The sequence below is a fragment of the Allochromatium palmeri genome, assembly GCF_009720725.1.
Lineage (GTDB): Bacteria > Pseudomonadota > Gammaproteobacteria > Chromatiales > Chromatiaceae > Thermochromatium > Thermochromatium palmeri.
The window spans coordinates 1-4,254 of record NZ_WNKT01000093.1 but is presented as its reverse complement, the minus strand read 5'-3'; the positions used below and the strand labels follow the sequence as shown (position 1 = coordinate 4,254).

Sequence of the window (4,254 nt, the reverse complement as noted above, 5' to 3'; positions counted from 1 at the left end):
AGAGGACTTGTCTACTCCAACTGTATGTGAGCGAACGATTTTTGCCAGCTGGTAAGATACTTTGTCCAAAGTCCAAAAATGGAAAACACGCTGATGGACTCGTACCCTACGCTTCAGACGCTGGTTTGTTGTCAGGCAGACCAGTCTTAGCCGCCCGCCACCGACCTGCTGGAGATCCCGATGCTCTTCGAACCCGTGCGTATCCGCTCGCTGTCACTGAACAATCGCCTCGTCATGGCCCCGATGACGCGCAGCCGTGCCATCGAGGCCAACACCCCCAATGCCCTGATGGCCGAATACTACGCCCAGCGCGCTTCAGCCGGATTGATCGTCTCCGAGGCGACCGCGACCTCGCCCAATGGACTCGGCTATCCGCGCATCCCTGGACTGTACGACGTCGAGCATGTCCGGGGCTGGCGATTGACGACCGAAGCCGTGCATGCGCGTGGCGGGAAGATCGTGGCGCAGCTCATCCACACCGGGCGTGTGGCGCATGTGGCGAATCTGCCCGCCGGCGCCGAGGTGCTGGCTCCGGTTGATTGTGTGTGTCCTGGGGAGATCTACACCGACACCCTGGGTCTGCAACCCTTCACTCCCGCCCGGGCGATGACCGAGCGCGAGATCGCCCAGGCCATCGAGGAGTTCGCCCAGTCAGCGGTTCTGGCGATCGAGGCCGGATTCGACGGCGTGGAATTGCATGCGGCCAATGGCTACCTGATCGAGCAGTTCCTCAATCCCAACGTCAATCAGCGCACGGATGGTTACGGGGGGACGATCGACGGTCGTAACCGGTTCGCGCTGGAGGTTACGCAAGCGGTCTGCGCGGCAATCGGTGCCGACCGGGTCGGGATCCGGCTGTCGCCCTACGGGGTGTTCAACGGCACAGGAGCCTTCCCGGATGTGGATGCCCAGTACCTCGCGCTGTGCGAGACCTTGTCGGCGCTCGGACTACTGTATCTGCATGTCCTGGATCACTCGTCGATGGGGACACCACCGGTGCCGGATACGCTCAAAATGCAGCTACGCCGGTGTTTTGATGGTCCCTTCATCCTGGCGGGCGGTTTCGACCGGGCGAGCGCGGAAACCGCACTGGCGGAGGATCGCGCTGACCTCATCGCCTTGGGCCGTCCCTTCCTGGCCAATCCCGATCTGGTCGAACGGATGAGCGCCGGGGCCGCACTGAATACGCCCGACATGGCGACCTTCTACACGGCTGACGCCAAGGGTTACACCGACTATCCAACACTTGAGTCTTGAGCCTGCCCATCGATCAGGAGGCCCTCGAACGCGCCTGTGTCGCTTGGACCTTGCGCGGCCAACGACGTCCTGCCTTCGCCCACGTCCCCGGCGACGGCGACTTACGAAGATCTGGTGCGCGTCTATCTGGCATCACTCGACAACCCGACGACGCGCGACGAAATCGAGCGGCGGCTACAAAAAGATGCCCGTCCGATCCTGAAAGACAATCGCGTCACTCAGGCCATCGAACGTCTCTGCGCACGGCATGGCCTGGAGTGCTGGGAGCAGGAGCTTCAGGGCCTGTTGGATACCGCTTCGATGATCAGCCTGGGTTCGTCGCCGTCGGCCACCACAAGAAGCGCCCACCTCGGGCCGCGGCACCGGCACCGTTGGTCGGCCGACTGGCCCACTGTGGGTATGCGCACGTAATACGGTGGTGCCGGGCGGCACGTCGAAGAGGATCATCCGACGAACCCGGCGCGGATCGACTCCAGATAGTCAATCGCGTCCTCGGTTCGACCTTGCTGGACCAGCTGCAACAGGGTCTGGTGACGAAACGCCGCAATGGGCTCGTTCTTGATCAGGAAGATGGCGCGCTGCGGATCCGGCTGTATCGCCGTGGCGGCCGACAGCACACGCATCAGGTCGCGCAGTGCCGATTGCAGTCTCGGCGATTCCGGGTAGGTGCGCAGGGTGTTGCGATGGACTCCGGCCAGCTTGGCCAAATTCTGCTGTTGCAGGCCGAGAATGTGAGCGACGCCCGAGGCTGAGAATCGCGACGTACCAGGTTCCCGCGTCGATTCAAGTACGTCGGCGAAGAGGGCGACCATGGCGTTTGTCCTGAGTGCACCTAAGCCCAGTCAGCGACGCCTGGCCGTTTGAACCTCCAGAACCGGCCGACATAGACCGAACCCGCTTCAACTGGATCTGATCTGAAGTCGTCAAACTCCAGCCAAGTAAACCGGGGACGACGGCCCGCTCCAGTCGAGACTGAAACGGGTCGTCCTCGGTGGATACCGCTCAGGCGGCCCCGTCGATTCGCCTGATCAGTGCCTCCTCGGCATCCGCTGTCTCCAGGTTGGAGGCGGGAGACGCCTTGTTATATTGCGCTCGCGTGCAAGGGCTGGGAAGCCGAGCAAACGTCGCCTCGCTGAGGGCTCGCCGACCGGAGACGGCCAAGCTCCGTTCTGTCACCGATCGCCCACCGCCTCGTCAAGCCTGACCTGCACCTGAGCGGCCACGCGCACGGCCCGCGCCGTGGCCTCCTCCACACTCTGGCCGCGTGCCAGAGCCACGCCCAGTCGGCGTCGCCCCTGTACCTCAGGCTTGCCGAACAGCCGCAGATCGGTTCCGGGTTCGGCCAGGGCGGCGGCCAGGTTGCCGAAGCGCGGCTGTGTGGACACACCTTCGGCCAGGATGACCGCCGAGGCCGCCGGCCCGAGCTGACGGATGGCGGGGATGGGCAGCCCCAGAATCGCACGGGCGTGCAGGGCAAACTCCGAGAGATCCTGTGAGATCAATGTCACCAGCCCCGTATCATGGGGACGCGGCGAGACCTCGCTGAAGATCACGTCATCGCCACGCACGAAGAGTTCGACGCCGAAGATCCCCTGCCCGCCCAGCGCCTCCGTCACCTGGGCGGCGATGGCCTGGGCACGCTCCAGGGCACGCGGCGCCATCGGCTGCGGCTGCCAGGATTCGCGATAGTCGCCCTCCTCCTGGCGATGGCCGATCGGCTCGCAGAAGGTGGTGTCGTCGCGATGGCGCACCGTCAGCAGGGTGATTTCGTAGTCGAAGTCGATGAAGCCCTCGACGATCACCCGGCCACCGCTGGCGCGTCCGCCGACCTGGGCATAGTCCCAGGCCGCTGGCAGGTCGTCGGCGTGGCGCACCAGGCTCTGGCCCTTGCCCGAGGAGCTCATGATCGGCTTGACCACGCACGGCAGGCCGATTTCGGCGACCGCCTGCACGAACTCAGCGTAGGTGTCGGCAAACCGGTAGTTCGAAGTCGGCAGTCCCAACTCCTCGGCCACCAGACGACGGATGCCCTCGCGGTTCATGGTCAGCTGGACGGCGCGGGCGGTGGGCACGACCCGGAATCCCTCGGCCTCCAGTTCCAGCAGCGTCTCGGTGGCGATCGCCTCGATCTCGGGGACGATGAGGTCGGGACGCTCCTGCTCGATCACCCGCCGCAGTTCGGCCCCGTCGAGCATGGAAAAACAGTGGGCGCGATCGGCCACCTGCATCGCCGGGGCATTCGGATAGCGGTCGCAGGCGATGACCTCGACGCCGAGACGCTTGAGTTCGATCACGACCTCTTTACCGAGTTCACCGGCCCCGCAGAGCAGTACCTTGGTGGCCGAGGGGGTCAAAGCGGTTCCGAGTGTGGGCATGGGGGCTCCGCATGGCAGGCGGTGGATGGGATTGGGGAATGACAATCCGGCTGAGGATCGTGAACGCGATGATAGGACGCCAGGCGGGGGGCATCCAGTGCCACGCCGCTACGACTGAACCTGGGTGAGGACGCTGAATCTCCAACTCCCGCTCGCTGTCGGACCTCTCGCGTCGCTCCAGGAGCACGGTCAGGTGTCGCGCGCGATGTAGTCGGTCCGCTGCTGTCCCCGGACCCGAAACCATTCGATCAGGAACACCCCGGAGCCGAGCGCGGCGAGGGGGAACGGCGTACCCGCACCCCGACCGAGCCGCGCGCGTGATAGAGATGCGCCTCGCGCGCCTGGAGCAGGGCGTCCATGCAATCGGTGGCCAAGGCGACCGCCTCGGCGTGCAGGGTATCGAGCCGCCTCAGTGTCGCCGACTCGACTGCGGCCCAGGGCTGGTCCGGCTCCCGTTCGGCGCTGACATCGTAAACAGGTCGCGATACCGTTGGGGCTGGGAGCGCAGATACTGGACGGGAGCCGAGACCGTGGCGCCGAGATGAGCCGCAGCGTGCCAGGGCCAGCGCGGGTCGTAGAGGATGGTCCGTCCCAAGGCGATCAGGTCGGCATCGCCGGTGCC

General features: G+C 65.1%; 5 protein-coding genes and 1 pseudogene. 2 read left to right on the top strand and 4 right to left on the bottom strand.

What is annotated here, in order from left to right; all coding sequences use genetic code 11:
* Positions 1-180 precede the first annotated feature (180 nt).
* Both GJ668_RS19330 and GJ668_RS19325 read left to right on the top strand, forming a co-directional pair.
* A complete protein-coding gene (locus tag GJ668_RS19330; protein WP_155451718.1) occupies positions 181-1,257 on the top strand; it encodes an alkene reductase in 1,077 nt (358 codons plus the stop codon).
* Positions 1,258-1,371: 114 nt separating this feature from the next.
* Positions 1,372-1,668: a hypothetical protein gene (locus GJ668_RS19325; protein ID WP_155451717.1), complete on the top strand. Its 297-nt coding sequence runs from the start codon at positions 1,372-1,374 to the stop codon at positions 1,666-1,668.
* Between the two features lie 32 nt (positions 1,669-1,700).
* Here the strand turns inward: GJ668_RS19325 and GJ668_RS19320 are convergent, their stop codons facing one another.
* The 4 genes and pseudogenes from GJ668_RS19320 to GJ668_RS20420 form a co-directional block, all read right to left on the bottom strand.
* Positions 1,701-2,069 carry a DNA-binding protein gene (locus tag GJ668_RS19320; protein ID WP_155451716.1) on the bottom strand — a complete coding sequence of 123 codons (369 nt, stop codon included), beginning with the start codon at positions 2,067-2,069 and terminating at the stop codon, positions 1,701-1,703.
* A gap of 360 nt (positions 2,070-2,429) precedes the next feature.
* A complete protein-coding gene (gene purT, locus GJ668_RS19315) occupies positions 2,430-3,632 on the bottom strand; it encodes a formate-dependent phosphoribosylglycinamide formyltransferase (protein ID WP_155451715.1) in 1,203 nt (400 codons plus the stop codon).
* 248 nt (positions 3,633-3,880) lie between these two features.
* A complete protein-coding gene (locus GJ668_RS21040) occupies positions 3,881-4,006 on the bottom strand; it encodes a hypothetical protein (RefSeq protein WP_281350277.1) in 126 nt (41 codons plus the stop codon).
* 35 nt (positions 4,007-4,041) lie between these two features.
* Positions 4,042-4,254 (bottom strand): annotated as a pseudogene (locus GJ668_RS20420) (hypothetical protein); the annotation flags it as partial.